13 protein-coding genes are annotated in these 15,776 nt (G+C 67.7%); 5 read left to right on the plus strand and 8 right to left on the minus strand.

Translation table 11 applies throughout. The annotated features are described in order from the left end of the window. Positions 1-43: 43 nt before the first annotated feature. Complete coding sequence (locus tag QRO95_RS22690; RefSeq protein ID WP_285303533.1) at positions 44-2,020, minus strand: UvrD-helicase domain-containing protein; 1,977 nt, start codon at positions 2,018-2,020, stop codon at positions 44-46. 101 nt (positions 2,021-2,121) lie between these two features. Between QRO95_RS22690 and QRO95_RS22695 the strand changes: the two genes are divergently transcribed. Together QRO95_RS22695 and QRO95_RS22700 are read left to right on the plus strand one after the other, a co-directional pair. Then, positions 2,122-2,742 carry a thymidine kinase gene (locus tag QRO95_RS22695; RefSeq protein WP_008264720.1) on the plus strand — a complete coding sequence of 207 codons (621 nt, stop codon included), beginning with the start codon at positions 2,122-2,124 and terminating at the stop codon, positions 2,740-2,742. Between the two features lie 95 nt (positions 2,743-2,837). Continuing rightward, positions 2,838-3,542 carry a sel1 repeat family protein gene (locus QRO95_RS22700; protein WP_032128680.1) on the plus strand — a complete coding sequence of 235 codons (705 nt, stop codon included), beginning with the start codon at positions 2,838-2,840 and terminating at the stop codon, positions 3,540-3,542. 42 nt (positions 3,543-3,584) lie between these two features. Here the strand turns inward: QRO95_RS22700 and QRO95_RS22705 are convergent, their stop codons facing one another. The 4 genes from QRO95_RS22705 to QRO95_RS22720 form a co-directional block, all read right to left on the minus strand. Next, positions 3,585-5,189, minus strand: a complete 1,605-nt coding sequence (locus QRO95_RS22705; protein WP_285303534.1) for a glucan biosynthesis protein — start codon at positions 5,187-5,189, stop codon at positions 3,585-3,587. A 105-nt stretch (positions 5,190-5,294) separates the two neighbouring features. Beyond that, positions 5,295-6,107 (minus strand): bifunctional DNA-formamidopyrimidine glycosylase/DNA-(apurinic or apyrimidinic site) lyase, encoded by an 813-nt coding sequence (mutM, locus tag QRO95_RS22710; RefSeq protein ID WP_142807995.1) that lies wholly within the window; start codon positions 6,105-6,107, stop codon positions 5,295-5,297. 19 nt (positions 6,108-6,126) lie between these two features. Next, complete coding sequence (locus tag QRO95_RS22715) at positions 6,127-6,459, minus strand: EF-hand domain-containing protein (RefSeq protein WP_277779111.1); 333 nt, start codon at positions 6,457-6,459, stop codon at positions 6,127-6,129. Next, positions 6,456-7,658 carry an acyl-CoA desaturase gene (locus tag QRO95_RS22720; RefSeq protein ID WP_285303535.1) on the minus strand — a complete coding sequence of 401 codons (1,203 nt, stop codon included), beginning with the start codon at positions 7,656-7,658 and terminating at the stop codon, positions 6,456-6,458. Before QRO95_RS22720 ends, QRO95_RS22715 begins: the two co-directional genes overlap by 4 nt. Before the next feature lie 151 nt (positions 7,659-7,809). Between QRO95_RS22720 and QRO95_RS22725 the strand changes: the two genes are divergently transcribed. Next, entirely contained in the window at positions 7,810-8,631 is an 822-nt protein-coding gene (locus tag QRO95_RS22725; RefSeq protein WP_285303536.1) for an ABC transporter ATP-binding protein, read from the plus strand. A gap of 143 nt (positions 8,632-8,774) precedes the next feature. Here QRO95_RS22725 and QRO95_RS22730 read toward each other — a convergent pair whose 3' ends face one another. After that, positions 8,775-9,977: a DUF4785 domain-containing protein gene (locus QRO95_RS22730; protein WP_285303537.1), complete on the minus strand. Its 1,203-nt coding sequence runs from the start codon at positions 9,975-9,977 to the stop codon at positions 8,775-8,777. Between the two features lie 11 nt (positions 9,978-9,988). Further along, positions 9,989-10,867, minus strand: a complete 879-nt coding sequence (locus tag QRO95_RS22735) for a hypothetical protein (RefSeq protein ID WP_285303538.1) — start codon at positions 10,865-10,867, stop codon at positions 9,989-9,991. Positions 10,868-11,129: 262 nt separating this feature from the next. On the opposite strand from QRO95_RS22735, the gene QRO95_RS22740 reads away from it, so the two are divergent. Further along, positions 11,130-11,969 (plus strand): phosphatase PAP2 family protein, encoded by an 840-nt coding sequence (locus QRO95_RS22740; RefSeq protein WP_285303539.1) that lies wholly within the window; start codon positions 11,130-11,132, stop codon positions 11,967-11,969. Positions 11,970-12,081: 112 nt separating this feature from the next. Here QRO95_RS22740 and QRO95_RS22745 read toward each other — a convergent pair whose 3' ends face one another. After that, entirely contained in the window at positions 12,082-14,352 is a 2,271-nt protein-coding gene (locus QRO95_RS22745) for a TonB-dependent receptor (protein ID WP_032129261.1), read from the minus strand. Positions 14,353-14,511: 159 nt separating this feature from the next. Here QRO95_RS22745 and QRO95_RS22750 point away from each other — a divergent pair, with 159 nt between their 5' ends. Continuing rightward, on the plus strand, positions 14,512-15,528 hold the full coding sequence (locus tag QRO95_RS22750) for a TIGR00266 family protein (RefSeq protein WP_032129262.1): 1,017 nt from the start codon (positions 14,512-14,514) through the stop codon (positions 15,526-15,528). Positions 15,529-15,776: the final 248 nt, after the last annotated feature.

The raw sequence follows: 15,776 nt of genomic DNA on the forward strand, positions 1-15,776 counted from the left end.
GCTGCGAACGGCGGCAGCCACGAGGGGCTGCGCCGTTCGCCGGTCAATCGAACAGCGCCTCGATCGCCGCCAACCCCGCACTCGCCCGTTCCTTCTTGCGCACCGCATCGGCCACCGGATCAGCACCATCGCGCTGGATCTCCTCCGCCGGAATCTCCTCGAAGAACCGGCTCGGCTTCAACCGCACGTGCTCACCGAACTTGCGGGTCAGCTTGCTGTAACTCATCCACAACTGGATCTTGGCGCGGGTGATGCCCACGTACAGCAGGCGCCGCTCTTCCTGCAGGTTGCCCTCGTCCAGGCTGACCTGGTGCGGCAGCACGCCATCCTCGCAGCCGACGATGAACACGTACGGGAATTCCAGGCCCTTGGAGGCGTGCATGGTCATCATGCGCACCTGGTTGCCACCCTCGTCCTTGTCGCTGCGCGACAGCAGCGCCAGCTGGCCGGCCAGGTCGGCGGCAGTGGCACCGCGCGGGCCCCCCTCGAACCACTGCGCCAGTTCCTCGATGTTGTTGGCACGGCGCTGGTAACTCGCCTCTTCCTTGGCCTGCTGGCGCAGTTCGCTGAGCAGGCCGGATTCCTTGGCGACCTTGCGGATCATGTCGCCGGAAGTGACCTGTTGGGTCTGTGCACGCAGGTCACGCAGGATGTCGGTGAAGCGCGCCAGGCTGTTGGCCGCGCGCGGGGGCAGTTGCTGCAGGGCACCGATCGCCTCGGCGGCCTGCGCCATCGGCATGTCCTTCTCCTGCGCCAGCTCGGCCAGCTTGGCCAGCGTGCCGGCACCGACGTCGCGCTTGGGTGACTGCACCGCACGCATGAACGCGGTGTCGTCGTCCGGGTTCACCAGCAGGCGCAGCCAGGCCAGCGTGTCCTTCACTTCCTGGCGTTCCAGGAACATGGTGCCGCCGGTCAGGTGGTAGGGAATGCGCAGCAGCTGCATCGCCTTTTCCAGCGGACGCGACTGGAAGTTGCCGCGGAACAGGATGCAGAAATCACTCCACGGCACATTGCGCGACTGCGCCACGAAGGCGATCTCGGCGGCAACCTTTTCCGCCTCATGTTCGCTGTTGCGGCACTCCCACACGCGGATGCGTTCGCCGTCGGCCTGGTCACTCCACAGCTTCTTCAGGTGCTCGTGCGGGTTGTTGGCGATCAGCGCATTGGCCGCGCGCAGCACGCGGTTGGAGCAGCGGTAGTTCTGCTCCAGCTTGATGATCTCCAGCTTGGGATAGTCGCGCCCCATCTGCTGCAGGTTTTCCGGATTGGCGCCGCGCCAGGCATAGATCGACTGGTCATCGTCACCCACGCAGGTGAAGTTGCCCTTGTCACCGGCCAGCTGCTTGAGCAGCCGGTACTGCGCGTCGTTGGTGTCCTGGCATTCGTCCACCAGCAGGTAGCCGATGCGCTCGCGCCAGGCCAGCGCGATCTCCGGATTTTCTTCCAGGATCTGCACCGGGAGACGGATCAGGTCATCGAAGTCGACCGCATTGAACGCGGTCAGGCGCAGCTGGTAGCGTTCGTAGACGCTGGCCGCTTCCTTCTCGCGATTGCTGCGCGCGGCGGCCATCGCCTGTTCGGGCGACAGGCCGGCGTTCTTCGCGCGCGACACCAGGTTCTTCATGTCCTCGATGTCATCAGGCTTGGCCCCGTACATCAGGTCCTTGATCTGCGCAGCGGCATCGTCGGCATCGAAGATCGAGAAGCCGCGCTTCAGGCCAACGGCCGCGTGCTCGATCTGCAGGAACTTCAGGCCCAGCGCATGGAAGGTGCAGATGGTCACCTCGTCGGCGTCCTGCTCGCGCAGGCGCTTGGCCACGCGCTCGCGCATTTCCTTGGCCGACTTGTTGGTGAAGGTGATCGCCGCGATGCGGCGCGCCGGATAGCGGCCGCAGCCGATCAGGTGGGCGATCTTTTCCACGATCACACGCGTCTTGCCGCTGCCCGCGCCGGCGAGCACCAGCAATGGACCTTCGATGTGCAGGACGGCGGCGGCTTGGGGGGGATTGAGACCGTGCATGGGATGGGGATTGTAGCGGGGCCGGGTGACGACCACAGCGGGCCGCCGGTGGGGTTGCTGAACGGCTTCGGCGAAGCGGGGCCGCGGCGTACAATCCGTCGATGGCCAAGCTCTACTTCTACTATTCGGCGATGAACGCCGGCAAGACCACCACCCTGCTGCAGAGCGCCCACAACTACCGCGAGCGCGGCATGCGGGTGGCGATCCTGACCCCGCGCCTGGACGATCGTGCCGGCGCCGGCGTGGTCGCCTCGCGGATCGGCCTGCGTGCGGACGGCATGGCCTTCGACCGCGATACCGACCTGCAGCGCTGGGTTGAACAGGATCTGGCAGCCAACGGCCCGATGGGCTGCGTGCTGGTGGACGAGGCGCAGTTCCTGACCCGCGCCCAGGTCTGGCAGCTCAGCGAAGTGGTCGACCAGCTGCGCATTCCGGTGCTGTGCTACGGCCTGCGCACCGACTTCCGCGGCGAGCTGTTCGAAGGCAGCCAGTACCTGCTGGCCTGGGCCGATGAGATGCAGGAGATCAAGACCATCTGCCACAGCGGCAAGAAGGCGACGATGACGGTGCGTGTGGACGAGCATGGCCACGCGGTGCAGGACGGCCCGCAGGTGGAGATCGGCGGCAACGACCGCTACGTGTCGGTCAGTCGCGCCGAGTTCAAGAAGATCACCCGCGGCGAAGGGCGGATCGATCCGGCGCAGGCGCCGCTGCCGCTGTAGCAGGCGCGCCGGTGCGCCATGACCTCCAGCGGTTTACAAGCACGCGCTGTCGCGCCTAGGCTGCGGCTCCCCTGCTGCCGAACTGGACGTCCGACATGCGCTCTGCCCTCCTGCTGCTGCCGCTGCTGTTGCTGCCCCTGCTGGCCACCGCGGCCGAGCGCCCGTCAGGTGAAGACGATGCGGCGGTGATCGGCGCCGGTTTCATGGACAGCCACCCGGACATGATGTACCGGCAATGGGGCGTCAACGCGCTGCGTCGCAACGATGTCAACGGCGCGATGGACAACTTCCGGCTGGCCGCGCGGTATGCGGACAAGCCTGCCCAGGGCTACCTCGGCGAGATGTACTGGTACGGGGTAGAGCAGCCGCGCAATCCGGTCATGGCCTATGCCTGGATGGAGGTGGCGGCCGAACGTGGCTATCCGTTGTTCGTCGAGCTGCGCAACGAGTACTGGGCCACGCTGCCGCTGGAGCAGCATGATGCGGCGCGCGCGCAGGCAAGCGCGCTGCGCGCCGAGTATGGTGACGAAGTCGCGCGCCCACGCATGGCCGAAGTGCTCAGAAAGGGGCGCCGCGAGATGACCGGCAGCCGCGTCGGCTCGATGTCCAACAACGTCGACATCGTGTACATGGACGGCGGAATCTCCCGCACCATCAAGGCCGATCGCCTCTACGACCCGAAGTACTGGGACCCGAAGCAGTACGAACGCTGGCAGGACGAAACCTGGATGAAGATCCGCCGGGGCACGGTGGAAGTGGGTGTTCCGACCCAGTCGCACGCCACCGACAGCAAGCCTTGAAACAACGGTGCCGGCGTGTAGCCGGCACCGGGCCGCATCCATTCAGTACAGCGTGCGCTCCGGCGCACCTGCCGGCGGCGGGGTGTACTGGTACAGCCAGGTCTCGGTGAGGGTCTTGCCGCCACTGCGCAGGAACAGACGGATGTCGATCTGCTCGGTGCTGTCTTCCGGCGGCACCAGATCGAACATCGCGCGGTAGCCGTTGATCTCGCGCAGCGGGCGCGCCGACACGATCTCGACCCGGCCACGGCTGGCTTCCACCACGGCCTCGACCTCACCCTTGTCGATCAGCCTGGCCAGTTCGCCGCCTTCGAAGTCCACCGCGAAGCGCCAGCTGAAATACTCGCGCTTCTTGCCGACCACGCCGCCCAGGCCGGTGCGGCTGGCCACGCAGTGCGCCAGCGGCGGCCGTGCCGGCGGCTCGGCGCCCCAGTACAGGCGGTAGCCGACCAGCAGCTCCTGGCCCGGCTGCGGCTTTTCCTTCGGGTTCCAGAACGCCACGATGTTGTCGAAGGTCTCGTCCACGGTGGGAATCTCCACCAGCTGCACCGAGCCCTCGCCCCATTCGCCCTTCGGCTCCACCCACAGGCAGGGGCGCTTCTCGTAGAACACGCCGTCGTCCTGGTAGTGGTCGAAGTTGCGGTCGCGCTGCAGCAGGCCGAAACCACGCGGGTTGCGGTCGACGAACATGTTGAAGCGCAGGTTGCGCGGATTCAGCAGCGGTCGCCAGATCCATTCGCCGGCACCGGTCCACAGCGAAAGGCCGTCGGTGTCGTGGATCTCCGGGCGCCAGTCCCATGCCATGCGGCGGTCGTTCTCGCCCACCTGGTACATGCTGGTGCACGGGGCGATGCCCAGCCGCTCGATCGCCTTGCGCGGGTACAGCGCGCTGTCGATATCCATCAGCAGCACGTCGCCGTTGGTGATGGCGAAGCGGTACGCACCGGCCACGCTGGGCGAATCCAGCAGGCCGTAGACCACGATCGTCTCCGAATCGGCCGACGGCTGCTCCAGGTAGTAGGCGATGAAGTCCGGGAATTCCTCCGGCTTGCCCATGCCGGTGTCGATCGCCAGGCCGCGCGCGGACTGGCCGTACTGGCCTTCCTTGCCGACCGCGCGGAAGTAGCTGGCGCCGAGGAAGGCCGCGAAGTCGCGGTCGGTGTCCTTGCGGGTGTTCAGGCGGAAGCCGGCGAAGCCCAGATCGGCCGGCAGCTCGCCGTCCTTGATGCCGCTCTTGCCGTAGTTGAACGCCGCGCCGTCATAGGCCAGCTCCTGCGCCTTGCCGTCGACCACGTCGAACATGCGCACCGGCGAGTGGAAGTACAGGCCCAGGTGGAAGAACTTGGCCTGGAACTTGCCAGGCTGGTCAGCCCACAGCGCATGGTCCTGGCGGTAGCCGATCGACTGGTACTGGTCCCAGTCCAGGCCTTCCAGGCGGCCCGGCAGCACCCGCTTGTGGCTCTTGTAGGGTGCCTGTGCCAGCGCGCGCGCCTGGCCCTTCAGGGTGGCGAAGTCGAACGGCTGCGGCTGGCCGAGGCGGCGCAGGCCCATCTGGCCGCTCTTGCTGGCCGCGCACGCGGGCAGGGACGGCAGGCCGAATGCAGCCAGGGCGAGGGAGGCATTGCGGATGAAGTCGCGTCGTTGCATGCAGGCGCGTCAGGCACAGAGGGAAGGTCGGCCATCATAGGCAGACAAACGTTAACGGGCAGCGGAGACGTGCCCTGCCCGTTCAGCTGCCGCTGGCCGCCCGGCTCAGCGCTGGCAATGGCTGCACCAGACGCTGGCGCGCTGGCCGATGGTGGCGTGCTTCAGCGCGCGACCACAGTTCGGGCAGGGCAACCCGTCACGGCCGTACACCAGCAGTTCCTGCTCGAAGTAGCCCGGCGCGCCGTCAGGGCTGATGAAATCGCGCAGCGTGGTGCCGCCACGGGTGATGGCGTAGCCGAGGATCTCCTTCACCGCGTCGGCCAGCCGCTGGTAGCGTTCGCGCGAGATCTTTCCTGCCTCGCGCAGCGGACTGATGCCGGCCTTGAACAGGCTCTCGGCGGCGTAGATGTTGCCCACCCCCACCACCACCGCCTGGTCCATCAGGAAGGTCTTCACCGGCGCGCTGCGGCCACGGCTGCGGGCGAACAGGTAGTCGCCGTCGAACGCGTCGTCCAGCGGCTCCGGGCCCAGCCCCTGCAGCAGCGGATGGATCTCACCGGCGGGCTGCCAGAGCAGGCTGCCGAAGCGGCGCGGGTCGTTGAAGCGCAGCAGGCGGCCGTTGTCCAGGCTGATGTCGACGTGGTCGTGGGCGCGCACCGGCGTATCACCGGGCAGCACGCGCAGGCTGCCGGACATGCCCAGGTGCAGCACCGCGCTGCCGATGGCGGTATCCAGCAGCAGGTACTTGGCGCGCCGACGGATCTCCTCGATGCGCTGCCCCGGCAGCAGCTCGGCCACTTCCGGCGGAATCGGCCAGCGCAGGTCGGCGCGGCGCAGGATCACGCCATGCACGCGGCGCCCCTGCAGGTGCGGCGCCAGGCCGCGGCGGGTGGTTTCGACTTCGGGCAGTTCAGGCATGAACCGATTCTACGCCCGCTCAGCGTGGCGGTGCCGCCAGTTCACGGGCATCCAGGACGCCATCACCGTTGGCATCCTGCTTGTGGAAACGCTGCACGATCACCTGCCGCTGCTGCTCGCGGCTGATCGCCCTGCCCTTGCCGCCGGGCAGCTCGTCTGCGCTCAGCACGCCATCGCCATTGCGGTCCATGCGGTCGAAGGCATACAGCATCCACTGCACGTATTCGGATTCACTCACCCGGCCGTCGCCATCGCTGTCCATCCGCTGCAGGTAGCTGGTGGTGTCGGTGACCTGGGCCAGCGCCGCGCCCGGCAGCAGCATCGTCAACGCAAGCCCATACCCAGCCCTCACGCGCCCACCAGGCTGTAGCCCTTCAACCGTGCGGCATAGGCCTGCAGCGCGGCGATCCCGCTTTCCTCGGCCTCACGGCACCACGCCTGCAACTGATGCAGGCGCTCGGCGGCATTGTGGCCGCGGGCCTCGAGCAGCGCCGCCAGCCGCGCGCGGTACTCGACCAGGGTGCGGATGCGCGGGCGCTGTGCCACCCATTCGCTGAGCTGGGCACGACTGTCCGGCTTCAGCCAGCGGCCATCGTTGACCAGGCCACGGCGCAGCCGGCGTGGCAGCAGGCGGCGCAGCTTGGCCCCGGCCTGCACGGCTTCCTCGCGCAGGGCCGGCATGAACACATTGCGCTGGTAATCGGTCATCGCCTGGAAGCGGTGCGACAGCAGCGCCTTCAGGGTTTCGGCATCGGGCACGGCAATGTTCGGGCGCACGTCCATGGCCGGCGCCACCCGCAGCACCTTGGCCAGGCGCAGCGCCTGCAGCAGGCGGATCGCACTCCAGCCGATATCGAACTCCCAGCGCCGCATCGCGAAGCGCGCCGAACTGGGGAAGGCATGATGGTTGTTGTGCAGCTCCTCGCCACCGATCCAGAACCCCCACGGCGTGAGATTGGTGGAGGTGTCGGCGGACTCGTAGTTGCGGTAGCCCCACCAGTGCCCCAGGCCATTGACCACGCCCGCGGCCCAGAACGGGATCCATGCCATCTGGATCGCCCACAGGGCCACGCCCGGCAGGCCAAACAACACGGTATTGATCGCGAACAGCAGCACCGGCCCCAACGTGGCATGCGGGGTATACAGGCGGCGCTCGATCGCATCATCCGGGGTGCCGCGCCCGTACTGCTCGATGTCCGCGCGCATGCCACGCGCTTCGCGGTACAGCTCCACGCCGTGCCAGAACACCTTGCCGATGCCACGGGTGACCGGGCTGTGCGGGTCGTCCTCGGTCTCCACCTTGGCGTGGTGCTTGCGGTGGATGGCCACCCACTCGCGGGTGATCATCGAGGTGGTCAGCCACAGCCAGAAGCGGAACACATGGGCCAGCGCCGGGTGGAAATCGACGCCGCGATGGGCCTGGCTGCGGTGCAGGTACAGGGTCACCGAGAAGATGGTGATCTGAGTGAAGACCAGCAGCACCGCCAGCATGGCCCACCAGCCCAGGCCGAGCACACCACCGGTCAACAGGGACATCAGGGCATCTGGCATGACGGCTCTCCGGGTCGACGCGGGGATGGCAGACATCATGGGCGCTTGCGTTGCAAACTGCATCCCTGCGGCGATGCTCTGCATCGCCATCCGAGGCACCGTTCACAGTTGGGGACCTGAGTTGTCGAGCCTTGATCCACGCGCCAGCGCCATGACCGCCGCCCCGCCCCTGGCGGAGCAGCCCCCCTTGATCGAACTGGACCGCGCCACCGTGGTACGCGGCCAGGTGAAGGTGCTGCACGGGCTCAGCCTGCGCATCGAGCAGGGCCAGCACACCGCCCTGCTCGGCCCCAACGGCTGCGGCAAGTCCACCTTCATCAAGCTGATCACCCGCGAGCTGTACCCGCTGGCCCAGGGCGACGGCACGGTGGCGGTGAAGGTGCTGGGCCAGAACCGCTGGCAGGTGGATCGCCTGCGCTCGCAGCTGGGCATCGTCACCGGCGACCTCAGCAGCAACCTGGCCGACATGCCGGGGCTGACCGTGGAACAGGCGGTGCTGTCCGGCTTCTTCGCCAGCTACGTGGTGCCGGCCTTTCGCGAGGTGACCGCCGACATGCGTGCACGCGTCGGCGAGACACTGGCGATGACCGGCGCGCTGTCGCTGCGTGAACGCGCCTACGCCGAGCTGTCGGCCGGCGAGACCCGCCGCGTGCTGATCGCCCGCGCGCTGGTCAACCGGCCGCAGGCACTGCTGCTGGATGAGCCCTCCACCGGCTTGGATCTGGTCGCCCGCGAGCAGCTGGTGGCGACCATGCGGGTACTGGCGCAGCAGGGCATCACCCTGGTGCTGGTGACCCACCACATCGAAGAGATCATTCCCGAGATCGAGCGGGTGGTGCTGCTGCGCGACGGCCGCGTACTGGCCGATGGCACCCGCGCCGAGCTGCTGCGCAATGAACCGCTGTCGGCGGTGTTCGGCGGCGCGATCACGGTGGTCGAGCAGGAAGGCCGACTGACCGCGTACGCGGGATAGACAGATGCATCGCTCTCCGTAACCGTCTGTAGAGTCGAGCCATGCTCGACTGCCGTTCGCCGCGAGCAGAAGCAGCCGAGCATGGCTCGGCTCTACAGAAGGCGGGGCAGCGGGCCGGATGTTCCGGCCCGCCACCGCTTTGCTCAGAACCGCAACGCCAGTGCGCGCGACTCGATCGGTGCCATCCGGCTCTGGTCCTGCAGCTGCAGGTCGCGCAGCTCGTACGGCGCACCGAAGCCGGTCGGCAATGCGGCCTGGTCGAACGGCAGCACCAGCTGGCCTGCGCCCGGGCCATCGAACCACGCGGCCGCATGTGCCTGCGCGACCGGCTTCAACTGACCATCGCGGGCGGTGGCATACAGCGTGCCCCGTGCCTCATAGCGGCCTGCGGCGGCCACCTGCAATGGCAGTGCCACCTGGCGATTGGACGGATCCGGTGCCGCCTGGCCACTGAAACGGGCAGTCGGCCGTGCCACCGCAAAGGCGACCTTGCCATCGCGCAGCACACCGTCGGCCTGGGCGAACACCTGCAATTCCCACAGCCCCTGTGCAGTACCGACATCGGCCGGGATGCGCACCTGCGCGCGCAGGCTGCCATCGGTAGTGCGCAGCAGGCGCTGCGGCCAGCTGCGGCCATCCGGCGCGACCAGCAGGGCTTCTCCGCCGAGGCCGCCACGGCGCGATGCCAGCTGCGCGGTGGTGGCGCCGTCTTCCAGCAGGCGTGCCTGCAGCTGCATGTTGCCGCCGGCCAGCACCTGCGCCTGGTTGGCCTGCACCTCCAGCCGCAGCGGGCTGTTCGGCTCCAGCACCTGCACCACGTAGCGGCCCTGGGCCTGCGCGCTCTGCAGCGTGTAGGCACCGACGGCACTGGTCGCGCCGGTACGCAGCATGCTGCTGCCATCGCTGACCGGCATGCCGGCGTCCTGCAGCGCGCGCGCATCAACACTGCGCGCCACGCTGCTGCGGCCGGCCGGGTCGCGCACCTGTAGCGTGTTGGCCGGCAGCGCGCGGGCACCTGCGGTCGGGCTCAGCTGGATCACCGCATCCGGCGCCGTCAGTGGCAGGTCCAGGCCTCGCTGCAGCTGCGTGCCATCAACCTGCTGCCAGTAGCTGCGGCTGACCGAGGCATACGGCGTAGCCGCCTGCAGCGGTTGTGCGGGGTCCAGCGCCCAGGCAAAGGCCAGTGGCGCGTGTTCGCTCTCATCGGTGGGAAGCGGCGCGGCTACCAGGGCGGCAGGCACCTGATCGCCCGCACGGGCGGCCTGCAGCGGCTGCGCGGCCTGCGCTGCGGAAAGGGACAGCACTGCCAGGGTGGCGCCGGCCAGTAGGGTGGATTGAATCGTCATGGTCGTCTCCCTCACTGGGTCAGGTCGTTGCGCAGCAGGGCGCCGAGGCCGAAGCACTCGCGGCGGCTCTGGTTGTGGCTGAGCGGTTCTGCACCCTGGGTACGCGCCTTGTCGGTGAACCAGGTGGTGCCGGCGGCCTTCTGGCTGCTGCACTCCAGGAAGCCATCGGAGCAGGACGACAGCCAGTTCTGGGTGAACTCCAGGCCGACGTTGGCGGCATAGCCACCGCAGTAGCTGTTGCTGTCCCACACCGCCGATTCCACATCGCTGCCCACCACCGCGCGGAACGGTTTGGGCAGCGCCGGGCGGCCAGCGGTGCCGTAGAGGTTCTGCGCGTTGTAGGTGGCCATGCTCGCCACCTGCTGCTGGCGCACGGCGTCGTTCTTGTAGCCCAGCAGCCAGCCCAGCGAGGTTTCAAAGGTGTTGCCGTTGAGCACCGCATCGGCCAACGGCGTGCCGGCCGAAGACGGTGCCAGCGCGTTGACCTTGCGCACCGTGCGGATGATCTTCGGATAGCGGCTGTCATAGGTCGGGTTGGACAGGATCCAGCGCATCACGTTGCCGCCGTTGGAATGGGTGATCACCACCAGCTGGGTGATGCCACGGCTGTCGATGAAGCCGGTCAGCTGGTTGGCCAGGCAACCGGCGGCTTCCGGCTTCCACATGTACTGGGTGAAGTCGCAGTTGATGACGACGTAGTTGCTGCTGTTCGGCAGGCCCTGGCGCACGGTATCGATGATCGCCGGCTGCCAGTAGTCCTGGGTGGCGTTGGTCTGTGCGCCGGTGCCATGCACGAAGGCCACGCCGACCACGTCGGCCGCCTGTGCCGGCGCGGCTGCCAGCCCGAGGAGCAGGGCCAGGACGGTACTTCCTGTTGCGGTGCTGCGCATCGCTTCTCTCCCTCTGTCAACGGATCCCCCCGACCCGGCTGGAACTGGACGGCCCCTGGTGCTTGCCGTTGTGCCGATGCTCGCGGCGCGGCCGCGTGAAAGTCCGTGCGCTGCGCCCGGATTCAGGAGACTGACGTCACTCGATGACGCTTTTCATATCGCCGGGATGACCATGCCGGGTCTGGCCGTATGACCGATGGCCACTGCGGTGTCGTATACGGGCTGCGATCATGGCGCGATGTTTTTCCTCCGGAGCCTGTCCATGTCGCTGATTTCCCACCCTGCCCGCACGCTGCTCGGCCTTGCCGTCATCGCGGCCCTGGCCGGTTGTGCCGCCACCGCCACCAAGCCGACCGCCGTCGAAGCCAACATCACCACCAAGGCGGTGGGCTATCTGGACAAGAGCGCGGTACCGGCCAGCCTCGACCTGGTGCCAGCACCGCCGGTGGCCGGTTCGGCCGCCCTCGCCCTCGACGAACAGGTCAGCCGTGAAGCCCGCGCGCTGCGTGGCAGCCCGCGCTTCGCCCAGGCCGGTGTCGATGCGGAACTCGGCTTCCCAGAAGGCGCCAACCACTTCTCCTGCGCCGCCGACATCGACGTCGATGCGGTGAAGACCCCGGCGCTGTACCGCCTGCTGGAGCGCAGCCGGATCGACGCCAGCGCCGCCACCAAGGCCGCCAAGAACCACTACCAGCGCCCGCGCCCGTTCATGGTCAATGGTGAACCGACCTGCTCGCCGAAGGACGAAGAAGGCCTGCGCAAGAACGGCTCATACCCGTCCGGCCACACCTCGATCGGCTGGGCCTGGGCCCTGATCCTGTCGGAGATCGCACCGGATCGCGCCGATGCCATCCAGGCGCGCGGCCGCAACTACGGCGAGAGCCGCCTGGTGTGCAACGTGCACTGGCAGAGCGACATCCTCGAAGGCCGCTTCATGGGCGCCGCCGCCGTGGCCCGCCTGCACGACAACGCCGCGTTCAACAAGGACCTGCTGGCCGCACGCAAGGAGATCGCTGCCGCGCGCAAGGCCGGCCTGCACTCCAGCCGCGACTGCGCGGCCGAGGAAGCGGTGCTGAAGGTGCGCCCGCAGAGCGCGCTGTAAGCGCCTGGCGGTTCAATTGTTGCCGGCCAGCGGCCGGCACTACCGATGGGTGTAAAGCAGAAGGGCCGGCATTGCGCCGGCCCTTCTTCATTGCATCAACGCAGCCACCACATCAGAACTTCGCGGTGAACTCCACGCCCCAGGTACGCGGCTCGTTGAGGAAGCCGGTCAGGTTGTTGAAGTCGATCGCGCCGACCACGCGGGTCTGGTTGGTCAGGTTGCGGCCGAACACGGCCACGTCGTACTGGCCGTAATCCCAGTTGTAGCCCAGGCGCAGACCGCCTTCCAGCGAACTACGGCCGCGGAATTCCGGCGACTCGTAGATGAAGAAGTTCACCGCGCTGCGGTAGGCCCAGTCGGTGTAGGCATACAGCTCGCTGCCATCGCTGAGCGGGAAGCCCACGCGCAGGGTCGCGTTGTGGATCCACTTCGGCGCCTGCGGCAGCGGGTTGCCGTTGACCAGTGCGTAGGTGCCACCGTTGATGACGGTGGTCGGGTCGTTGATGGTGCAGCCACCGCCGCAGATCGCTACCGCCAGATCCTTGTCCTTGATCTCGGTGTCGTTGTAGCTGCTGCCGAAGGTCAGCAGCACGTTGTCAGCCAGATAGGCTTCCAGGTCCAGCTCCACGCCCTGGCCGATGGTCTTGTCGGCGTTGAGCAGGGTGGCGGTGTTGTTGGTGCCGCCCACCGCGATCAACTGCTGGCCGTCAACGTTGTAGCGGAACACGCTCAGGCCCAGGCGCGCGCGGCGCTCGAACAGGTCGGCCTTGATGCCGGCTTCGTACGAGATCACCTTCTCCGAATCGGCCTGCGACAGGCCCGGCGCGAAGGCCAGGCGGCCCTGGATCGACGGCGCACGGAAGCCCTTGGCCACGCGGGCGTAGGCATTCACGTTGTCGGTCAGCTTGTACACGCCGCTGACATCCCAGCTGACGTCGTTGACGTCGGTGTTGGCCAGGTACGGGCCACTGACCGGGGTGCCGAACGGCACGGCCTGCAGCACGCTGGCGTTGAAGTCCTTCTTGTCCTGGGTGTAGCGCACGCCGGCGCGCAGCTTGAAGCGGTCGGTGACATCGAAGTCACCCGAGGCGAACACCGCCCAGGCCTTGTTGCGCTGGTTCTGCACCACGTGGCCGGTCTGCGGATTGCCCGGCTTCAACGAGTTGTAGTTGAAGTTGTTGATGGTCACGTCTTCGTCGAAATAGAAGACGCCGGCCTGCCAGTCGAAGCGGCCCCATTCGTTGGATTCAACGCGGAATTCCTGCGTCCACTGGCGATGGTGCGGCAGGCCGTCGGCCGACTCCGACGAGAACGGGATGAAGCCCGGCCCATAGTTGCCAGCGCCCAGCGATGCGTCGCCGTAGCCACCGTCGATGTCACCACGATTGAGCGATTCGGCGGTTTCATAACCGGTGATCGAGTGCAGGGTCACCGAACCGAGGTTCCACTGCAGGCGCGCACTGCCGCCCCAGGTCTCCAGGTCGGAGAAGTTGACGCCATCGTTGGCCACCTTGTCGCGATCGAAGTTCTCGACCAGGCCGTTGCCACCCTTCTGGATGATGTTGGCGCGGAACAGGCGCGCGGTACCGTTGAGCTTGCGCTTGTGCAGGTTGAACAGCGCTTCGAAGTCGTCGCCTTCGTACAGGAACTGCACGCGGCCGGCGGCTTCGTCATAGCCTTCGAAACCGCTGTTGGGCGCACCGGCGCGGGTGTTGTCGACCCAGTCGTCACGGCGCTGGTAGATGGCCGAGACGCGTGCCGACCAGCGGTCGGTCAGCGGGCCGCCATAGGCGCCCTGCACGTTCCAGCTGTTGTAGCTGCCATAGCCCACGCGCACGTAGCCGTCGGCATCCTGCGACGGGCGCGCCGAGTCGAACTTGACCACGCCGGCCGGGGTATTGCGACCGAACAGCGTGCCCTGCGGACCGCGCAGCACTTCCACATTGGCCAGGTCGAACAGCGGGAAGCCCTTCAGCAGCGGGCTTTCCTGCACCACGTCGTCGTACACCAGCGACACCGGCTGCGACGCATTGAGGTCGAAGTCGGTGTTGCCCAGGCCACGGATGTAGAAGCGCGGGAAGGCACGGCCGTAGGACGACTCGATGTTGAGGCTGGGCACGCGCGCGGCCAGGAAGCGGATGTCGTCGCCCGCCGAACCCAGCACATCGAGCTTCTCGCCCTGGATCGCGCTGATCGCGACCGGCACGTCCTTGGCGTTCTCGACGCGGCGCTGCGCGGTCACCTGCAGGGCATCAAGGGCAACCGGATCCTTGGCAGCGGGAGTTTCCTGGGCGGCTGCTACCAGCGGCAACAGGGCGGAAAGAGCGGCAACGAGGGGGCGCGCGACCGGAAGGCGGCCACGGGAAGTGCGGGTCGGAGACATGGCGGTAGGCTGTGTTTGGAGGGGTGGTAAAACGGCGCTACCAGATAATTGTTGCAATACAGCACCTGCCCCGCAAATGCCTGCCGTTCATGGCCGCGTCGCCCCGGCCCCCGCGCCCTCGCTAGACTCGGGGTTTTCCAGCCCTGCAGAGCCGCCGCGATGACCCAGTGGTACTTCCATGCCTCCGCCCAGGCCGAGCGTATCGGCCCGCTTGATGACGAGGCCGCGCGCCGTTATGCGCAGGCCAACCCGCGCGCGCTGGCCTGGTGCCAGGGCATGAGCGGGTGGACCTCGATTGCCGAGGTGCCCGAACTGCAGTCCGCGGCCCCGGGCATGCCGAACACCCCGCCGCCGGTCCCCGCCGCGGCCAGCGGCCGCGCCGACGACATCGAGTTCCGCATCGTCGGCCATGAAATGCAGTTCGTGGAGATCGAGCTCGACCCCGGCGAGAGCGCCATTGCCGAGGCCGGCGCATTGATGTTCAAGGATGCCACCGTGCAGATGGACACGGTGTTCGGCGCCGCCAACGGCGACCAGGGCGGCGGCTTCATGGGCAAGGTGATGGCCGCCGGCAAGCGCGTGCTGACCGGCGAGAGCCTGTTCGCCACCGTCTACACCCAGAGCGGCCACGGCAAGGGCAAGGTCGCCTTCGCCGCGCCCTACCCCGGCACCGTGCTGGCAATGAAGCTGGACCAGCATGGCGGCCGCCTGATCTGCCAGAAGGACAGCTTCCTGGCCGGCGCGCGCGGCGTGCAGATCGGCGTGCAGTTCCAGCGCAAGATCATGACCGGCCTGTTCGGCGGCGAAGGTTTCATCATGCAGAAGCTGGAAGGCGACGGCTGGGTGTTCATCCATGCCGGCGGTTGCGTGGTGGAGCGCGAGCTGGCCGCGGGCGAGCGGCTGGATGTGGATACCGGCTGCGTGGTGGCCTACCACCCGACCGTAGACATGGACGTGCGCCGGGTGGCCGGCATCAAGAGCATGCTGTTCGGCGGCGAAGGCGTGTTCCTGGCCACGCTGACCGGTCCGGGCAAGGTCTGGCTGCAGTCGCTGCCGTTCTCGCGTCTGGCCGGCCGCATGTGGATGGCCGCGCCGCAGGGCGGTGGCCAGAACCGCGGCGAAGGCTCGGTGCTGGGCGGCCTGGGCCGGATGCTGGACGGCGACAACCGGTTCTGACCGCCCCCGGTCGTGCCGGCCGCTGGCCGGCAACCCCATGGACCTTGGCGAGCGTCCCGGTAGTGCCGGCCGCTGGCCGGCAGCCTCATGAACCTTGGCGCGCATCCCGGTAGTGCCGGCCGCTGGCCGGCAGCCTCATGGACCTTGGCGAGCGTCCCGGTAGTGCCGGCCGCTGGCCGGCAGCCTCATGGACCGTTGCCAGGTTCCCAATGATTGCCGGCCAGCGGCCGGCATTACCTTTATGAATG

Origin of the sequence: Stenotrophomonas maltophilia group sp. Smal13, assembly GCF_030236855.1 — a bacterium.
GTDB lineage: Bacteria > Pseudomonadota > Gammaproteobacteria > Xanthomonadales > Xanthomonadaceae > Stenotrophomonas > Stenotrophomonas maltophilia_A.

Coding starts and splice junctions, on each gene's coding strand:
- mutM (WP_142807995.1), bottom strand. CDS start 6,107: ATGCCTGAACTGCCCGAAGTCGAAACCACCCGCCGCGGCCTGGCGCCG.
- QRO95_RS22745 (WP_032129261.1), bottom strand. CDS start 14,352: ATGTCTCCGACCCGCACTTCCCGTGGCCGCCTTCCGGTCGCGCGCCCC.
- QRO95_RS22735 (WP_285303538.1), bottom strand. CDS start 10,867: ATGCGCAGCACCGCAACAGGAAGTACCGTCCTGGCCCTGCTCCTCGGG.
- QRO95_RS22730 (WP_285303537.1), bottom strand. CDS start 9,977: ATGACGATTCAATCCACCCTACTGGCCGGCGCCACCCTGGCAGTGCTG.
- QRO95_RS22700 (WP_032128680.1), top strand. CDS start 2,838: ATGCGCTCTGCCCTCCTGCTGCTGCCGCTGCTGTTGCTGCCCCTGCTG.
- QRO95_RS22725 (WP_285303536.1), top strand. CDS start 7,810: ATGACCGCCGCCCCGCCCCTGGCGGAGCAGCCCCCCTTGATCGAACTG.
- QRO95_RS22750 (WP_032129262.1), top strand. CDS start 14,512: ATGACCCAGTGGTACTTCCATGCCTCCGCCCAGGCCGAGCGTATCGGC.
- QRO95_RS22740 (WP_285303539.1), top strand. CDS start 11,130: ATGTCGCTGATTTCCCACCCTGCCCGCACGCTGCTCGGCCTTGCCGTC.
- QRO95_RS22690 (WP_285303533.1), bottom strand. CDS start 2,020: ATGCACGGTCTCAATCCCCCCCAAGCCGCCGCCGTCCTGCACATCGAA.
- QRO95_RS22695 (WP_008264720.1), top strand. CDS start 2,122: ATGGCCAAGCTCTACTTCTACTATTCGGCGATGAACGCCGGCAAGACC.
- QRO95_RS22720 (WP_285303535.1), bottom strand. CDS start 7,658: ATGCCAGATGCCCTGATGTCCCTGTTGACCGGTGGTGTGCTCGGCCTG.
- QRO95_RS22705 (WP_285303534.1), bottom strand. CDS start 5,189: ATGCAACGACGCGACTTCATCCGCAATGCCTCCCTCGCCCTGGCTGCA.